This is a genomic window from Gordonia alkaliphila (assembly GCF_023017165.1).
Taxonomy (GTDB): domain Bacteria; phylum Actinomycetota; class Actinomycetes; order Mycobacteriales; family Mycobacteriaceae; genus Gordonia; species Gordonia alkaliphila.
Window position 1 is genome coordinate 3,362,226 of the sequence record NZ_JALKBW010000001.1, and the last position, 14,632, is coordinate 3,376,857.

13 protein-coding genes, 1 pseudogene and 1 riboswitch are annotated in these 14,632 nt (G+C 69.1%); of the genes and pseudogenes, 7 read left to right on the plus strand and 7 right to left on the minus strand.

The genetic code is table 11. The features are described 5' to 3' along the window. Positions 1-80 precede the first annotated feature (80 nt). Together MUG78_RS15390 and MUG78_RS15395 are read left to right on the plus strand one after the other, a co-directional pair. Positions 81-689 (plus strand): HEAT repeat domain-containing protein, encoded by a 609-nt coding sequence (locus MUG78_RS15390; RefSeq protein WP_246996275.1) that lies wholly within the window; start codon positions 81-83, stop codon positions 687-689. A gap of 6 nt (positions 690-695) precedes the next feature. Then, positions 696-1,703, plus strand: a complete 1,008-nt coding sequence (locus MUG78_RS15395; protein ID WP_246996276.1) for a MerR family DNA-binding transcriptional regulator — start codon at positions 696-698, stop codon at positions 1,701-1,703. 16 nt (positions 1,704-1,719) lie between these two features. Here MUG78_RS15395 and MUG78_RS15400 read toward each other — a convergent pair whose 3' ends face one another. Together MUG78_RS15400 and MUG78_RS15405 are read right to left on the minus strand one after the other, a co-directional pair. Continuing rightward, positions 1,720-3,264, minus strand: coding sequence for a fatty acyl-CoA synthetase (locus MUG78_RS15400; RefSeq protein ID WP_246996277.1), 1,545 nt, complete (start codon positions 3,262-3,264; stop codon positions 1,720-1,722). 43 nt (positions 3,265-3,307) lie between these two features. After that, positions 3,308-4,099 (minus strand): YggS family pyridoxal phosphate-dependent enzyme, encoded by a 792-nt coding sequence (locus MUG78_RS15405; RefSeq protein WP_372493257.1) that lies wholly within the window; start codon positions 4,097-4,099, stop codon positions 3,308-3,310. Positions 4,100-4,149: 50 nt separating this feature from the next. Here MUG78_RS15405 and MUG78_RS15410 point away from each other — a divergent pair, with 50 nt between their 5' ends. Continuing rightward, positions 4,150-5,322, plus strand: coding sequence for an alkaline phosphatase family protein (locus MUG78_RS15410; protein WP_246996281.1), 1,173 nt, complete (start codon positions 4,150-4,152; stop codon positions 5,320-5,322). Here the strand turns inward: MUG78_RS15410 and MUG78_RS15415 are convergent. The 4 genes from MUG78_RS15415 to MUG78_RS15430 form a co-directional block, all read right to left on the minus strand. Further along, positions 5,306-5,872, minus strand: a complete 567-nt coding sequence (locus MUG78_RS15415) for a DUF222 domain-containing protein (protein ID WP_246996283.1) — start codon at positions 5,870-5,872, stop codon at positions 5,306-5,308. The genes MUG78_RS15410 and MUG78_RS15415 overlap by 17 nt on opposite strands. Before the next feature lie 140 nt (positions 5,873-6,012). After that, positions 6,013-6,447 carry a hypothetical protein gene (locus tag MUG78_RS15420; protein ID WP_246996285.1) on the minus strand — a complete coding sequence of 145 codons (435 nt, stop codon included), beginning with the start codon at positions 6,445-6,447 and terminating at the stop codon, positions 6,013-6,015. A gap of 212 nt (positions 6,448-6,659) precedes the next feature. Further along, a complete protein-coding gene (locus tag MUG78_RS15425; protein ID WP_246996287.1) occupies positions 6,660-6,863 on the minus strand; it encodes a cold-shock protein in 204 nt (67 codons plus the stop codon). A gap of 137 nt (positions 6,864-7,000) precedes the next feature. Beyond that, positions 7,001-8,029 (minus strand): fused (3R)-hydroxyacyl-ACP dehydratase subunits HadA/HadB, encoded by a 1,029-nt coding sequence (locus MUG78_RS15430; RefSeq protein WP_246996289.1) that lies wholly within the window; start codon positions 8,027-8,029, stop codon positions 7,001-7,003. Positions 8,030-8,159: 130 nt separating this feature from the next. After that, positions 8,160-8,303: riboswitch (cobalamin riboswitch) on the plus strand. A 26-nt stretch (positions 8,304-8,329) separates the two neighbouring features. On the opposite strand from MUG78_RS15430, the gene MUG78_RS15435 reads away from it, so the two are divergent. From MUG78_RS15435 to MUG78_RS15450, 4 genes are all read left to right on the plus strand, one after another. After that, positions 8,330-9,235 carry an ABC transporter substrate-binding protein gene (locus MUG78_RS15435; RefSeq protein ID WP_246996291.1) on the plus strand — a complete coding sequence of 302 codons (906 nt, stop codon included), beginning with the start codon at positions 8,330-8,332 and terminating at the stop codon, positions 9,233-9,235. Positions 9,236-9,372: 137 nt separating this feature from the next. Then, entirely contained in the window at positions 9,373-10,335 is a 963-nt protein-coding gene (locus MUG78_RS15440; protein ID WP_246997097.1) for a FecCD family ABC transporter permease, read from the plus strand. After that, entirely contained in the window at positions 10,332-11,201 is an 870-nt protein-coding gene (locus tag MUG78_RS15445; RefSeq protein ID WP_246996293.1) for an ABC transporter ATP-binding protein, read from the plus strand. Before MUG78_RS15440 ends, MUG78_RS15445 begins: the two co-directional genes overlap by 4 nt. Further along, a complete protein-coding gene (locus MUG78_RS15450; protein WP_246996295.1) occupies positions 11,198-12,619 on the plus strand; it encodes a bifunctional adenosylcobinamide kinase/adenosylcobinamide-phosphate guanylyltransferase in 1,422 nt (473 codons plus the stop codon). The genes MUG78_RS15445 and MUG78_RS15450 overlap by 4 nt, the downstream gene beginning before the upstream one ends. A gap of 429 nt (positions 12,620-13,048) precedes the next feature. Here MUG78_RS15450 and MUG78_RS15455 read toward each other — a convergent pair. Then, positions 13,049-14,553 (minus strand): annotated as a pseudogene (locus MUG78_RS15455) (IS1634 family transposase). Positions 14,554-14,632 lie beyond the last annotated feature (79 nt).

Here is a 14,632-nt window from a genome sequence, read left to right on the forward strand (position 1 = left end):
AATGGTCCCTTTGACCCTGACACGGTGTCAGGCCGTTCACTCGGTATCGGGTACCGACCCGGAACCGTAAGGAGAAGCCCATGACCGTCTCGATGCGCCACGAACAGGTGTCGACGGCACTCACCGCACCGAACGCCTCGGTGCGGCTGCGTGCAGCACTCGCCGCGGGCACCGAACCCGCTGCCCGCTATCCCGCGCTCCTCGTGCAGCGGTGCGCGATCGAGCGGGATTTCTTCGTCCGCGACATGCTGACCTGGGCGCTGGTTCGCCAGGACGTGGAGGCGACGTTGCCGCTGCTGCTGCGCGAGGTCCGCGGCCGTGGATCGCAGGCGAAAAGCCAAGCGCTGCACACGATGTCGAAGATTGGCGACCCGCGGGGCTGGTCGGCGGTCACTCCAGAACTGCTCGACTCCCCCGACGACGATCTCGCCGCGAGCGCGTGGCGCGCCGCGGTGGTGCTGGTGCCGGACGATCTGCGCGAGTCGCTCGCCTGGTCGTTGGCCGCACGTCTGGGCCGCGACGATCGGCCGCTGCGCCGCAGTCTGAGCCGGGCCCTGGCGGCACTCGGCCAAGCTGCCGAAAGCCCGCTGCGGGCCGCCGCATCGAGCGACAATGAGGCGGTGCGTGTGCACGCCGCCGCCACACAGCGGCTGCTCGACGACCCCGACGCCGGACTGGACGAGGTGTAGACGACCATGCAGATCGGCGAGGTGGCACAGCAGTCCGGCGTCAGTGTCCGCATGCTGCGCCACTACGACAAGATCGGGCTGCTCACGCCGTCGACGCGATCGGCGGGCGGCTACCGCGAGTACGACGACGGCGATCTCCAGCGCCTGTTCCGGATCGAGAGCCTGCGGACCCTCGGCCTGTCCCTCGCGGAAGTCGCTGTCGCACTGGCGGATTCCGGGGCGGACCCGGGCGCACTGATCGACCGGCTGATCACGCAGACGAAGGAACGACTCGCCGCCGAGGCCGATCTGCTGGAGCGCCTGTCGACGCTGCGGTCGGGCGCGCCGCAGCGATGGGCGCAGGTGGAGCAGCTGCTGCCGTTGATCCGCGGCCTGCAGTCGGTGCAGCCGGTACGACGCCAACTCAGCGCACTCGGCATGGACGCGGGCGACGCGGTCCGCCTGGCGGAGCCGTTGACCCAGGCTGTGCTGGCCGAGACCGAGCCCATTACCGCGGGTGCGCTCAAGTGGGCGCTGCGTCGCTCCGGCGATGTAGCGCTCGGCCCGCTGGCGTCCGCGCTCGACGACCCCGACCCGCTGGTGCGACGTCGCGCCGTCGAAGCGATCGCCGAGTCACCGTCGGACGCGGCGACCGCCACGCTGTCGGCGCTGCTCGATCACGACGATCCGGTACTGCGGCGGCGGGCCGCACTGGCCGTCGGGCCGCGGGGTGTGGCCCAGGCCCTGCCGGTGCTCCTGCAGATGGTGATCGACGGCGTGGCCGACGTCGATGCCGCCGAGGCCCTCGGTGCGCTGGCGCGGCGGCGCGACCGCGCCGAGGACCTGGTGGACCTGCTGGTGACGCAGGTGAACGCCGCCGCCGATCCCGGCGCGCGGTTGCGCCTCACGCAGGCCCTGGCCGAGGTGCCGGGGCCGCCCACGGTGGCAGCGCTGTCGCGCCTGCGCGACGACGAGGACCCGAACGTCGCCCGCTCGGCGAACTACCTGGTCCGGTTGTTGTCCTCGTCGTCGTGACGTCCCCGCTGGGCGATCAGGAGTCGCGCAGCTCGCGCTTGAGCAGCTTGCCGCTCTGGTTGCGCGGCAGCGACTCCACAAAGCGGATCGCCTTGGGCACCTTGAACGGCGCCAGGCGCTCCTTCACGTGGGCGATCAGTTCGGTTTCGGTCACCTGCGCGCCGTCGCGGACCACGATCACCGCGGTGATCGCTTCGATCCACTTCTCGTCCGGCACACCGATCACCGCGACCTCGCCCACCGCGTCGTGCGTGTAGAGCGCGTCTTCCACTTCGCGGGAGGCGACCAGGATGCCGCCGGTGTTGATCACGTCCTTGATGCGGTCGACCACCGTGAGGTAGCCCTGCGCGTCACGGGTCACGAGGTCGCCGGAGTGGAACCAGCCGCCCTCGAACGCCGCCGCGGTGGCCTCCGGGTTGTCCCAGTAGCCCTCGCACAGCTGCGGCGACCGGTACAGCACCTCGCCGGGTTCGCCGTCGGGCACGTCGTTGCCGTCGGCGTCGACCACGCGGGTCTGAACGAACAGCACCGCGCGGCCGGCCGACGACGGCCGCTCCGCGTGCTCCTCCGGGCGCAGCACGGTGGCCAGCGGACCGATCTCCGACTGACCGAAACAGTTGTAGAAGCCCAGGTCCGGGTACTTCTCGCGGAGACGATTCAGGACGGTCACCGGCATGATCGACGCCCCGTACTGCGCCTTACGCAGGGACGACAGGTCGCGAGTGTCCAGGTCCGGGTGTGCGGCCAACGGCACCCACACGGTCGGGGCGAGGAAGAGCGCACCGATCCGGTCCGCTTCCACGATCCGCAGAATCTCCGGGATGTCCGGCGCGGGCAGCAGCGTGACGGTGGCGCCGACCGCGAGGTACGGAACCATGAACACGTGCATGCCTGCCGAGTGGTACAGCGGCATGCAGATCAGCGGGTTGTCATCGGCGGCGAGGTCGAGCGCCACGATCGACGACGTGTACTCGTGGACCAGTGCGCGATGAGTCATCATGGCGCCCTTGGGCTTCGACGTGGTGCCCGAGGTGTAGAGCAGCTGCACCAGATCTTCGCCGGAGGCCGCCGACTCGAAGTCGAGCGCCTCGCCCGCGGTCGCCAATTCCAGCAGCGAACCGTCCGCCTCCCGCAGCGGAAGTACATGTTCGACGGCGGTCGCGCTCAGGACCGCGTCCAACTGCGAGGCCAGTGCCGGATCCACCAGCGCGGCGCGGGCGCCGGACTGCGCCAGCAGGTAGCTCAGTTCCTCCCCGGTGAGCGCGTAGTTGATCGGCACGTGCACCAGACCGGCGCGCGCCGCGGCCAGGTAGCCGATCACGTAGGCATCGGAGTTGGTGCCGTAGGCGGCGACGCGGTCGCCGGCCGTGAGCCCGAGGTCGAGAAGTGCAGCCGCGGCCCGCGAGACAGCGTCGTCGAGCGCCGCGTAGGTCAGTTCGCGGCCACCGAAGCGCAGGGCGACCCGCTCCTTGTTGACGGCGGCGCTGCGTCGCAGGATCCCGTCGATGGTGTTGGCACGAGCATCGCCGCCGCGCGCCGCAGCCGTGTTGATGTCAGTCACAGTTCACCGTTCCAATCACTTATGTCACTCGGTGCCATTCACCCTAGTCTCCCGACGGTGCGGGGTCGGCGGCCGAGGGCCAGTAGTGACTGTCCGGGGTCGCGCGGGCACCGAAGATCGCCTGGCCGACGCGAACACAGGTCGATCCTTCTTCGATAGCGACCTCGTAGTCGCCGGACATGCCCATCGACAGTTCGCCCGGCCCGAGCAGGTCGGCGTCCACGTCCCGGACCCGTTCGCGGACCGCGCGGAGCCGACGGAAGCACCGGCGGACCAGTTCGGAGTCCGGGGTGAACAGCGCCAGCGTCATCAGACCGCGGACGCGCAGGGTGGGCAGGTCCGACACCTCGCGCAGAAACTGCAACACGTCGGCCGGTTCCAGCCCGTACTTCTGCGGCTCGGCCGACGTGTTCACCTGCACCAGCACGTCCAGAGTGCGGTCGGCCGCCGCCAGTCGTCGATCCAGCGCCTGCGCCACCCGCATGCTGTCGAGCGCTTGGAACTCGTCGGCGAAGGCCACCACGTCCTTGGCCTTGTTGGTCTGCAGATGGCCCACCACCGACCACGAGACGTCGAGATCGGCGAGCGCCGCGGCCTTGCCTTTGGCCTCCTGCACCTTGTTCTCACCGAGTTGACGGCACCCCGCGGCCACCGCGAGACGCACGCGGTCAGCGGGCACGGTCTTGGAGATCGGTAGAAGGCGAACCTCGTCGGGATCGCGTCCCGCACGGGCCGCGGCCGCGGCGATCCGCGCCCGGACGGCCGCGAGGTTGGCGGCGAAATCGGCGACTGTCACGGCTTCCGGATAGCGAACCGGCGGTGTGCTCTCGTCCATGTCCCCCATTGTGGGCCACAAACGCGGTCGGCTTCCGTAGCGTCGCAGGCATGGACCGTCTCCACGAACTGCTCCCCGGCTCTTGGCCCGACGACCCCACCCTCGCCGATCTGGCCGGATCAGCGTCCAGCGCACTGGGCTTCGGCGCCGACCGACCACTCCCCATTCCGGACAGCCACACCGTGGTGATCCTCATGGTCGACGGACTGGGAGACCTGCTGCTGCACGAACATTCGGTGTTCGCGCCGACGCTCCTCGCCCATCGCTCCATGCCGCTGCGGGTCGGCTTTCCGTCGACCACGGCCACCAGTCTCACGAGTCTGGGCACCGGCCTGCCGTGCGCCGAGCACGGCGTCCTCGGCTACAGCTTCGCACCGCGCGACCTCGATCCGGCCGTCGAGCACACTCTCAACGCCCTCCGGTGGACCCTGGACACCGCCGACGGGCCGCCCGCCGACGGCCTCTACCCGCCGACCGAGGTCCAGCCGATGCCGTCGGCGTTCGACGAGCTCACCCACGCCGGCGCCGCGGTGATCACGCTGATGCCCGAACTCTTCCGCGAGTCGGGCCTCACGCGCGCCGCCTACGGCACTCCCGCGGACTATCGCGATGCCTCGTCGCCGAATGCGGTGCGCGACCAAGCCGTCGAGCTGTTGGCGGCGGGCGATCAGGGACCTCGGCTGGTCTATGCCTATCTGCCCAACCTCGATGCGGCCGGGCACCGGTGGGGACCGGGCACCCCGGAGTGGCAGGAACGGCTCCGCCGGATCGACGACGTGGCCGCGGCCATCGTCGAGGCCCTGCAACCCGGCGCCACGCTGGTGGTGACCGGTGACCACGGCATGATCACCGCCGGGCGCCGCATCGACATCGACACCACGCCGGCGCTGACCGAGGGTGTCCGGGCCGTCGGCGGCGAGGCGCGCGTCCGCCACGTCTACGCCGAGCCCGGTCGCGCCGACGATGTGTTCGCACGCTGGGCACACGAACTCGACGGCCACGCGCACGTCGCCACCCGCGACCAGGTGCTGGCCGAACGCTGGTTCGGCGCCCCCGCCGCCGCGCACGTCACCGAACGCATCGGCGACGTGGTGGCCGTGGCAGGACGGGACACGCTGCTCACCCGCAGCGTCCACGAACCGATGGAGACGATGATGCCGGGCCACCACGGCGGCTGGACCGTCGCTGAACTCCTGGTGCCGCTGATCATCGCCACCGGCTGATCAACCCGACCGGGTGGGTCCGCGCCGCACCGTGCGGCGCGGACCCGACGTCGATATGGAATTCTCCAACAACGCATCGCGTTGGAAGCGTGGCTTCCGGCAGTACTCCCCCGGACTCCGGCCGGTCCGAATGCGACAGATAGGTCCGCACCACCTGCGTCACCGCATCGGCACGCCGCCGCTTCGCCGACCGCGTGTCCTCCGAGCCGTCCGGCTCCGGCACCGGCCGCGTCAACGGATCCAGCGCCGCCCACAGTTCCTCCGCCGCGAGTGTGTCCAGATCCAGGGTCACCGCCACCCGACCGTCGTCGGTGCGGTCCATCGTCATCGCGTTCAGATCATCGCGTTCGGCGACGGGCACCCGCGCCGGCGTGGTCTGCACCAGCAGCGCGCCGACGACCTTGGCCCGCTTCTCCTCCGATAGGTTCACGCGATCGGTCAGGTGTGCCAACCCGGTCACCACCGCGTCCGCTTTCTCCGCCGACAGCGCACCGTCGCGCATGCCGCGCGTCACCGGCCCCGCGTCGTCGTCCGCTATCGCCTTCCCCAAGCGGGCGGCCCGATACGCCACCGCGGGTGCGGCATCGCGTTCGGTCAGGATCGCCGCAGCCGACCGAACATGCTTCCGCGCTGGCAGAAGCCGGTCAGTACAGCTGCGTCCATGTCGGACCGCTCAGGGGCCCGCCGCGGTCAGTTGCCCGCCAGTCGGACGAACCATAGACCGCCCATCAGCACCGCGTCGTCGCGCCAACCGGCACCGTCGAGGCCGAGGTCCAGCGTCGTGAACCACCGATCGAGCTGAAACTGCTCGACGAGGTTGCCCGCACCGAGGAATACCGCGAAACGTCGAGCATCACCGCCACCGTGATCGCGAACCGACTCATCCTCGGCAAGGAGCGGCCGCCAGACGAACGTCACGAGCACTCCGAACGGCGCGACCTCCGTGACGCCGACCTCCCGCATGTGCATCCAGGGCGAGCGGCCGCCCGGCTCGACGGCGATCCACCCGTCGCGTGTCGTCGACGGCGGGGCGGGAGCGAGCGACGTCGCAACCCGCAGATATTCGCGCACCGACTGCACCGACGCAGTCAGCTCCGCAGCGAAATCGATCGCCGGCACGTCCATGCCGCAAACCTAGTCCCGCGGCACCCCTTCCCGCGAGAGTTCTCGGTTCCCGCGAGAGTTCTCCGTTGCCGCGTGCTCACCCGACGCCCGCGGGAGCGGAAGCCTCTCGCGGGAACGGAAGCATTTCGCGGGAGCTGCGGGGGTTCAGTGCCCCGGCGATGCAGCAACGCCCCGGTTCTAGGAACCGGGGCGTTGCTGTGAAGAGCTCTTAATCAGACCGCAACGACGTTGGTCGCCTGCGGACCCTTGGGGCCCTGCTCGATGTCGAACTCGACTCGCTGCGCCTCTTCGAGGTTGCGGAAGCCGCTGCCCGAAATCGCGCTGTAGTGGACGAAGACGTCTTCGCTACCACCGTCGGGGGCGATGAAGCCGAAGCCCTTTTCGCCATTGAACCACTTGACGGTCCCTTGTGCCATGCTGTTTTACTGCCTTCTTCAGATTGGCGGGCACAGATCTGTCACCCGCCCAACAACTATGTCACACCTCGACGCGGTCCGAAACACCTACGCGCAATTATTTTCCGCCCGCGCACAACTGGTGGCTCAAGGCCAGGTCAGGAGAAGCGAAGGTCCAGGGTGGCCATGCCGAAGATCTTCTTGTCGTTCGACTTCGCGGTCAAAATGACTGTGCCGCTACGGGTCTCGGCGTCCAGCGACTTGATCTTGCCGCCGTATTCGATGTCGCCGCGACCGTCGGCCGGGACCACCGCGGGGGCCGACAGGCGCACCGCGTACTTGCTGACCGCACCCGGATCGCCCGACCACGCGGAGATCGAACCGGCGCCCATACCCATGGTGAGCATGCCGTGCGCGATCACGTCCGGCAGGCCGGCCAGCTTGGCGATGCTCTCGTCCCAGTGGATCGGGTTGGCGTCGCCGGCCACACCGGCGTAGTTGACCAGGTCGCCACGGGTGAGGCCGCTGTGGTGCACCGGCAGGGCGTCGCCCTTGGCGAGGTCGTCGAAGTTGCGCGAACCGACGGTCCGGGTCGCACCGGCCTGCGACTGCGGCGCGGGCTCGCCTTCGCGGACCGTCTTCACGTAGTCGGCCGCGGCGGCCTCCACCGACAGGATTTCGACGTCGTGCATCATCACCTTGGCGACGGCCTGCGCGATCCCGGGATCCACCTCGTCGGCGGACACGCCCACGACGGTGGTGGCCATGGTGTGCACCGTCTCGCCGTGCTGATCCACCAGCGTGTTGGTGATGGTGATCATGTCCTTGCCCGCGATGCGTCGCACCGAGGTGAGCTCGACGTCGGTGGTCAGCACGTCGCCGACGACGATCGGCCGGTGCTGGTGGAACGACTGCTCGGTCTGCACATAGGTCTCGTAGCCGACGACCACTTCTTGCATGAGCTTCTGGTTCGCGGCCATCGCCGGGATCGAGGTGAAGGTCAACGGCGCCACCAGCCCGCTATAACCGAGCTCCTTCGCCGCGGCGATGTCCCAGTGGGCGGGGTGGTAATCCTGCACGGCGCGCGCATATTCGCGAACCTTCTCATGCCCGATCTCATAGGTGTGGTCGGCAACGTAGTAGTGCCCGACCCGCTCGACCAACGCCGAATTCTCCGAGGACGTCATCTTTTCCTTCTCCAAACCCGCTATCGGGGAAACACTTGTATCTCGGGGAAATAGTAGTACCGTCGCCGCTCCGGTCGTCCCCGCGCGGCCCAATCGCGGACTGCGCGAGTTCTGTTGCGTGCGGGTGCACGGGTAGAATCGCGCGGTGGACCCGACCGCCGGTCGGGTCGTCACGACGTCCAGTGAAGCCGGTGCGAATCCGGCGCTGTCCCCGCAACTGTGATGCCGCCACACGGCGGATGAGTCAGGTCAGCTCCGTCGTGACGAATGACTTGATTCCTCGGAAGAAGGAACTACTTCATGACAGTCAGCAACCGCCGCCGTCGCGGTATCGCCCTCGCGAGCCTCCTCGCGACCGCCGCCCTCGTGGCCTCCTGCTCGTCGGATACCGGCTCGGGCGGGGTCACCGACACCGAAACCGCGGCCGCCCGGATCGTCTCGCTCAGTCCGTCGGCCACCGAGACGCTGTTCGCCGTCGGCGCCGGCGACCGCGTGGTGGCCGTCGACGATCAGTCGGACTACCCGGAGGACGCCCCGAAGACCGCCCTGTCCGGGTACACCCCGAACCTGGAGGCGATCCTCGGCTACACCCCCGACCTGGTGGTGTCGAATGAACTCGCGCCGGACGTGGTGTCCGGGCTCGAGCGCGCCGGGGTGACCGTCCTGGACCAGCCCGCGCCGAGCACCGTCGCCGAGGCGTACGCCCAGATCGAGAAGATCGGTGTGAGCGTCGGTGAGGGCGACGCCGCCGCCGAGCTGGTCGACGAGATGACGACCCGCATCGACAAGGCCGTCCTCGCGGCCCCGCAGGCCGACGGTCTGACCTACTACCACGAGCTGGATCAGACGTTCTTCACCGCGGCCGGCGACACCTTCATCGGCCACGTGTACGGACTGTTCGGCCTGAAGAACATCGCCGGCGCCGACATCGGCGGCGTGACCTACCCGCAACTGCAGTCCGAGCAGATCATCACCGACAATCCGGATCTGATCTTCCTCGCCGACAACCAGTGCTGCGGCGTCACCCCGGAAGCCGTCGCCAAGCGTGCCGGTTGGGACCAGATCACGGCCGTCCGCGAAGGCCGCGTGTACGTGCTCGACGAAGACATCGCCTCGCGTTGGGGTCCGCGCCTGGCCGACTTGGTGGAGCAACTGAGTGGGCTGCTGGCCACGCTGCCAGCGACGCAGCCAGCGCCGGTCGGGTGACCGGCACCGACCTCGTATCCGCCGGGACAGTTCCCGGCGGCGACTCCACCCGCGGCGACGCCGGCGGGCGCTGGCAGAACCGGCCCCGCGCCCGCTGGGCGATCATCATCGGCGCGACGGTGCTGCTGGCCGCCGTGATGCTCGGGGCGATTCTCGTCGGCCCCGCCGGCCTGTCGGCACGCGGCGTGGTGCTCTCCCTGGTGGATGCGCTGCCCGGCATCGACGTCGACAGCGGCCTCACCGACCAACAGCACGCCATCCTGTGGCAGATCCGCATGCCGCGCGTGGTGCTGGGCGCACTGGTCGGTGCGACGCTGGCCATCGCCGGCGCCGCCTATCAGGGCGTATTCCGCAACCCGCTGGCCGACCCGTATCTGCTGGGCGTGTCGTCCGGCGCCGGTCTCGGCGCCACCGCGGCGATCGTGGCCGGGCTGTCGATGAGTTCGGCGGCGGTGCCCACCGCTGCGTTCATCGGCGGCGCGGCCGCTGTCACGGCCACGCTCCTGCTCGGCCGCACCGTAGGCGGCGGGCGCAGCGAGACCGTCATCATCCTCGCCGGCGTCGCCGTGGCGGCGTTCGCCAACGCCGGTCAGACCTATCTCATGCAGCGCCACAGCGAGACCCTGCGTCAGGTGTACTCCTGGCTGCTCGGTCGGCTGGCCACCGACGGCTGGAACCAGATCCAGGTGGTCGTCCCCTACGTGCTGGTGACCATCGCCGTGGTGATGGCTTTCCGCCGAACCCTCGACGTGATGCTCGTCGGCGACACCGAGGCCGCCAGCCTCGGCGTGGAACCGGTCCGGGTGCGGCTGCTGCTGATCGCAGTGGCCACGCTCGGCACCGCCGCCGTGGTGTCCGTGTCGGGACTGATCGGGTTCGTCGGCATCGTCGTTCCGCATGCGGTGCGCATGCTGGTCGGGCCCGGGCACCGGCTGCTGCTGCCGCTGTCCGTGCTCGTCGGTGCCGTGTTCCTGGTCTGCGCGGACCTGCTGGCGCGCACGGTGATCGCGCCGGCCGAACTACCCATCGGGGTGGTGACCGCCGCGATCGGTGCGCCGTTCTTCCTCCTGGTCCTACGCCGCGGGCGGGTGGCCCGATGAGCGCCCCCGACGTGGTGACCTGCCGCGGGCTGACCGTGGTGCGCAGCGGCCGCACCGTGGTCGACGCCGTGGATCTGACGGTGACGCAAGGTGAATGGGTCTCGATGATCGGCCCCAACGGCGCCGGCAAGACGACGCTGCTGCACGCACTGGCCGGCTTGCTGCCCGCGGGCACCTCCGTCGAAGGCGAGGTGACCGTCGCCGGTCGGCGGATCGGCCGCAGCAAACGGCGCGAGATCGCCCGGATGATCGCGATCATGCCGCAACGTCCCGTCGTGCCCGACGGCGTGACGGTCCGCGAACTCATCGCCCTCGGGCGCACCCCGCACGTTCCCCGTTTCGATGTCGAGGGACCGCGGGACCGGAAGGTGGTCGCCGACGTGGTCGACCGCCTCGGGCTCGGGCCACTGGCCGACCGCGTCGCGAGCACCCTCTCCGGCGGCGAGCTCCAGCGCGCAGTCCTGGGCCGAGCGCTGGCGCAGCAACCGAAGGTGCTGTTGCTCGACGAGCCGACCAGCGCGCTGGACATCGGCCGTCAGCAACAGGTGCTCGACCTCGTGGAACACATGCGCCGCGACGACGGCATCACCGTCGTGGCCGCCATGCACGACCTCTCCCTGGCCGCCGTCTACGGCGAGCGCATGATCCTCTTGAGCGACGGTCGCGCACTCGCCGACGGTTCGCCGACCGAGGTTCTCAATCCGGAATTGATCGGCGAGGTGTACGGCGCGCGCGTCGACGTCGTCCTGCACGACGGCGTGCCGGTGGTGCTGCCGCTGCGCACCGAGCGACCGGCGTCCGACCGGGCCGAGGAGGCCGAGGAAGCCGAGCCGGCGACGCCGCCGGGCACCGAGGTGTCGTCGTGACCGAGGTGGTGCTGCTGGGCAGCGGCGCGGCCGACGGCTGGCCCAACCCGTTCTGCCGGTGCGCGTCGTGCACCGCGGCCCGCGACTCCGGCGAACGACGCGGCCACAGTTCCGCCCTGATCGACGGCACGGTGCTGATCGACTGCGGGCCCGACGTGCTCGCCGCGGCCACCCACGCCGGGGTCGACCTGGCCGGGGTGCGCTACCTGCTGCTGACCCACGACCACTTCGACCATCTCGCCGGGCAAGCACTGTTGATCCGGTCGTGGGCGGGCGCCCGCACCCCGCTCGACGTGATCGGCCCGCCCGCCGCGCTGGCCGCGTGCCGCGACTGGATCGCCGACACCGACCCGGTGCGACTGCGATCGGTCGCAGCCGGCGACGAGGTGACGTTGACCGGGAACGACGGCGACTACCGGGTCCGGGTCCTGACCGCCGCGCACACCTCGACCCTCGGCGAACCCGCCGTCCTGTACGACGTCACCGCCCTCGACGAACACGGCGATCGCGCGGCCCGTCTGCTGTGGGCCGCCGACACCGGGCCGCTGCCCGCCGCGGCATTGGACGCCCTCACCGGCACCGAGCTGGATTTCCTTCTGCTGGAAGAGACGTTCGGGCGATTCATCGAGCACGGCGCCGATCATCACGACCTCGACTCGTTCCCCCGCACCCTGGCCGCCCTGCGCAGCGCCGGTGCCGTCACCACCGGCACCCGCGTCATCGCCGTGCATCTGAGCCACCACAATCCCCCGCCCGCGCAGTTGGCCGAGGTCCTCGCCGAGTGGGGCGCCGAGATCGGAGTCGACGGCATGCGCCTCCCCCTGCCGGACGAGGCCGCGACCGCGACGTCGACGCCGACGGGGCGAACACTGGTGCTCGGCGCGGTCCGGTCCGGCAAGTCGGTGCACGCCGAAACCCTTCTCGCCGACCAGGATTCGGTCCTCTACGTCGCGACCGGAGGCACCCGCGACGGCGACGCCGAATGGGCCGAGCGGGTCGCACTGCACCGGGCGCGTCGTCCCGCGAGTTGGCGGACCGCTGAAACGCTCGACCTCGCCGCCGTGCTGGACGACGCCGCCGGACCGGTCCTGATCGACTGCCTCGGCACCTGGCTCACCGGGATGATGGACCGCCACGAGCTGTGGACCGCCCTCGAACGGGCCGACGACGGCGACCGCGCTCCGCTGACCCACGCCATGGCCGAGCTAAACCGTGAAGTCGACGGACTGATCGCTGCCTGGCGCCGCTGCCCGCACCGAGTCGTGGCCGTCAGCAACGAGGTCGGGTCCGGCGTGGTGCCCGCGACCGCCGCGGGCCGCGTGTTCCGCGACGAACTCGGACGACTCAACACCCGGCTGTCGGTGGAGTCCGAGCAGGTCGTCCTGGTAGTCGCCGGCCGCACCCTCCCCCTGCCCTGACATCAGGGGCAGAGATGACCCGCGGTCCCGCTGAAATCATCATCCGGCCGTTTGGCATCGCACCTCGCCTGCCGCGAACAGATCAGCGACTTCACTCCAGTTCCTACGAGCTCGAGGACGGTAGCTATCCGCGCAATGAAGACCATTCCGATATCGACCCAACCAACCGGTCGCGTTCAACGGTGTTCTTGGCCGACAGATTTGGCGAACAGCGGCCGGCCAGTACGCCGATCTCAACAGATTCTTCGGCAACTGTGAGTACCAGAGTAGGCGGCACCAACAACGATGCGGGACGTCCAGCTGCCACCGAAATCGCAGTTGCACGATCAGCAACGACATCGCGCTGATCTCCTATCAGCGCCACTCCACCGTCTATGAGCCTTGAAATCAGACTAGGCATCCCCAATATCGGACCCGAGTCGTGCCACTTTAGTGCCCCGTTGAGGCGTGGAGTTTCGCGATGATGTCGGCGGCGGTTCCGTCGAGTGGTGTTTCGGCCATGACGTGTTGTCCGCGTACCCGGATCATGACGTCGCGGACTGGGCGCAGTGTGGTGATGATGCGTTTGATGGAGTAGCCGGTGGTGTCGGTGAGGTGGCGGGTGACGGCGAGTGCGGCGAACACGATGGTGAGGTGCGCTTCGATGGAGTCACGCTGGTGGTGGAACATCGGCCGGGCCCGTAGGTCGCTTTTGGCCATGCGGAATGATTCCTCGACTCGGAAGAGGTCGTGGTAGGCCGCGACGACTTGTTCGCCGGAGAGCGTGTCTTTGGGAGGCTGGTGACATAGCCTTTGAGGCCGAGGTAGGAGCGGGCCTTGTCGACCGCGTCCCAGTTCACGCCGGGCTGGTTCCCGAGGGCCACGAATCGGTCCTTCTTCGGCCGGCGCCGTCCGTCGGCGATGTCCTGGGCTCGTTCGATCTGCTTGTTCAAGGTGATGTTGTCGCGGCGCTCGCGTTTGCGTGAGTAGTGCCAGACCACCCGCCGTGTGCGAGCGTGCGCGCCGGTCCCCATGGTCCGCTTGGTCTCGATGGTTTGGCCGTCGCGAAGGTAGGTGCCGCGGCGTTCGTAGTGTTCGGCCAGGTCACGTGGCGCCGAGCCGGTGCGGGACCCGACGATGAAATCGAAACCTGCCTCCTGCAGGGCGTTGAGATTAGCGGCCGACAGCATTCCGGCGTCAGCGACGACGACGACGTCAGCGCCGTGGTGGCGTTCGCGGAACCGGGTGAGCACGGGCAGCAGGGTGCTGGTCTCTGCCCGGTTGCCGGCGAAGGAGTGCACTTCGAGGGGAAACCCGGTCGGGTCGACGAGCATCCCGACGAGGATCTGGGGGTCGACCCGCCGTTCCTTGCTCATCCCGACTTTCCGGAAGGTGTCTTCGTTCTCGGCTTCGAAGTACAGGGTCGTCACGTCGTACATCACGACAGACAGGGCCCCGCCCGCGGTGACATGCCCCAACGCCGCCGAAGCGAGCTGTGTCCGCCAGTCCTCGCTGACACTGCGTGTGAGGGTGCGCCAGATCGTGCGCAGCGATGGTGAAGGCACTCCGAGTTCGGCCAGCACTCGGATCGTGTCGGCCTTGCTCGTCGGTTCGACGATCCTGGCCAGCACCAACTGTTTGAACGCGTCAGTGCCGATCTTGTCGAACCCGAGATCGCGGTAGCCCTGTTCGAGGACTTCCCACAACACGCGCGATTGCGACCCGGCCACCTCGGGGACCGCCGAGACCTTCGCCGGCGCCAACGCCGACAAGTCGAAAGCGAGCTGACCTGCATGGAGCTTCGTATCGGCGACCTCGAGCAGCACCGCGAGTTCTTCGGGTGAATGCGCCGATCCGATGTGTTCGACGATCCGGCGCACACCACGTTCCTTCGACACGATCTGTACCGCTGTCGCACCCGACGCGGTCCGCACCTTCCGGACGAACAACCCCACACGATCGATCGTAGACACCCAGTTTAGTGCCCTAAACGGGCACTACCAGCGGCCAAAACCCCAGGTCGCAACGACCCGC

Excerpts from the sequence above, each read along its gene's own strand:
- MUG78_RS15425 (WP_246996287.1), bottom strand. The coding sequence starts at position 6,863 with ATGGCACAAGGGACCGTCAAGTGGTTCAATGGCGAAAAGGGCTTCGGC.
- MUG78_RS15395 (WP_246996276.1), top strand. The coding sequence starts at position 696 with ATGCAGATCGGCGAGGTGGCACAGCAGTCCGGCGTCAGTGTCCGCATG.
- MUG78_RS15410 (WP_246996281.1), top strand. The coding sequence starts at position 4,150 with ATGGACCGTCTCCACGAACTGCTCCCCGGCTCTTGGCCCGACGACCCC.
- MUG78_RS15420 (WP_246996285.1), bottom strand. The coding sequence starts at position 6,447 with ATGGACGTGCCGGCGATCGATTTCGCTGCGGAGCTGACTGCGTCGGTG.
- MUG78_RS15405 (WP_372493257.1), bottom strand. The coding sequence starts at position 4,099 with ATGGACGAGAGCACACCGCCGGTTCGCTATCCGGAAGCCGTGACAGTC.
- MUG78_RS15430 (WP_246996289.1), bottom strand. The coding sequence starts at position 8,029 with ATGACGTCCTCGGAGAATTCGGCGTTGGTCGAGCGGGTCGGGCACTAC.
- MUG78_RS15440 (WP_246997097.1), top strand. The coding sequence starts at position 9,373 with ATGCTCGGGGCGATTCTCGTCGGCCCCGCCGGCCTGTCGGCACGCGGC.
- MUG78_RS15435 (WP_246996291.1), top strand. The coding sequence starts at position 8,330 with ATGACAGTCAGCAACCGCCGCCGTCGCGGTATCGCCCTCGCGAGCCTC.
- MUG78_RS15445 (WP_246996293.1), top strand. The coding sequence starts at position 10,332 with ATGAGCGCCCCCGACGTGGTGACCTGCCGCGGGCTGACCGTGGTGCGC.
- MUG78_RS15390 (WP_246996275.1), top strand. The coding sequence starts at position 81 with ATGACCGTCTCGATGCGCCACGAACAGGTGTCGACGGCACTCACCGCA.